The 1,808-nt window shown below is 56.2% G+C and carries 2 rRNA genes (1 of these 2 running past the window's edge); both read left to right on the top strand.

What is annotated here, in order from left to right:
- A 23S ribosomal RNA gene (locus OCU29_RS19645) occupies positions 1-1,551 on the top strand (it extends 1,683 nt beyond the left edge of the window).
- Between the two features lie 139 nt (positions 1,552-1,690).
- A 5S ribosomal RNA gene (gene rrf, locus OCU29_RS19640) occupies positions 1,691-1,807 on the top strand.
- Position 1,808: the final 1 nt, after the last annotated feature.

Raw genomic sequence — 1,808 nt, 5'->3', positions numbered from 1 at the left:
CGACCGGACCCTTCGGGGCGAGGCGGTTGAGCGTAGCGTGGGACCCGAACTGGTAGTAGTCAAGCGATGGGGTGACGCAGGAAGGTAGTCCAACCGTACCGATGGTTGTGTACGGCTAAGCATGTAGGGCGAGATCTAGGCAAATCCGGATCTCTGACTTCGATGTCGGGCTTGAGATGTGATGGGGACCCCGTTGGGGGGAAGTGGATGATCCTATGCTGTCGAGAAAAACCTCTAGCGAGCTATGCGCCGCCCGTACCCCAAACCGACTCAGGTGATCAGGTAGAGAATACTAAGGCGATCGAGCGAACCACGGTTAAGGAACTCGGCAAAATGCCCCCGTAACTTCGGGAGAAGGGGGGCCCGGAACGTGAACACCCTTGCGGTGGGAGCGGGAAGGGCCGCAGAGACCAGGCCCAAGCGACTGTTTACTAAAAACACAGGTCCGTGCGAAGTTGTAAGACGATGTATACGGACTGACTCCTGCCCGGTGCTGGAAGGTTAAGAGGACCTGTTAGGTAGCAATACCGAAGCGGAGAATTTAAGCCCCAGTAAACGGCGGTGGTAACTATAACCATCCTAAGGTAGCGAAATTCCTTGTCGGGTAAGTTCCGACCTGCACGAATGGAGTAACGACTTGGGCGCTGTCTCAACCGTGGACTCGGCGAAATTGCACTACGAGTAAAGATGCTCGTTACGCGCGGCAGGACGGAAAGACCCCGGGACCTTTACTATAGTTTGGTATTGGTGTTTGGTTCGGCTTGTGTAGGATAGGTGGGAGACTGTGAAGCATTCACGCCAGTGAGTGTGGAGTCATCGTTGAAATACCACTCTGGTCGTACTAGATGTCTAACCTAGGTCCGTTATCCGGATCAGGGACAGTGCCTGATGGGTAGTTTAACTGGGGCGGTTGCCTCCTAAAGAGTAACGGAGGCGCTCAAAGGTTCCCTCAGCCTGGTTGGCAATCAGGTGGCGAGTGTAAGTGCACAAGGGAGCTTGACTGTGAGACAGACATGTCGAGCAGGGACGAAAGTCGGAACTAGTGATCCGGCGTCGGCATGTGGAAGCGACGTCGCTCAACGGATAAAAGGTACCCCGGGGATAACAGGCTGATCTTCCCCAAGAGTCCATATCGACGGGATGGTTTGGCACCTCGATGTCGGCTCGTCGCATCCTGGGGCTGGAGTAGGTCCCAAGGGTTGGGCTGTTCGCCCATTAAAGCGGCACGCGAGCTGGGTTTAGAACGTCGTGAGACAGTTCGGTCCCTATCCGCCGCGCGCGCAGGAAACTTGAGAAAGGCTGTCCCTAGTACGAGAGGACCGGGATGGACGAACCTCTGGTGTGCCAGTTGTCCCGCCAGGGGCACGGCTGGTTAGCTACGTTCGGAAGTGATAACCGCTGAATGCATCTAAGCGGGAAGCACGTTTCAAGATGAGGTTTCCCACCGGGTCAACCGGGTAAGGCCCCCAGCAGAACACTGGGTTGATAGGCCGGAGGTGTACAGCAGCAATGCCTAGCCGACCGGTACTAATAGGCCGAGGGCTTGTCCCACAACCACTCAGCTGAACCTGCAAAGGCTGTTCGCGTCCACGAATCCAACACACACAACACACGTGTCATCACATGTGAATAATGGCTTGGCACACACGCCACCCAGTGATCATCTACCTGGGGTGTGTGCCGCAAGAGTTACGGCGGCCATAGCGAAAGGGAAACACCCGGTCCCATCCCGAACCCGGAAGTTAAGCCTTTCAGCGCCGATGGTACTGCAACCGAGAGGTTGTGGGAGAGTAGGACGCCGCCGGACA

Origin of the sequence: Nocardioides sp. OK12, from assembly GCF_024341885.1 — a bacterium.
GTDB classification, from domain to species: domain Bacteria; phylum Actinomycetota; class Actinomycetes; order Propionibacteriales; family Nocardioidaceae; genus Nocardioides; species Nocardioides marinisabuli.
This window is presented reverse-complemented; position numbering and strand designations above follow the sequence as displayed.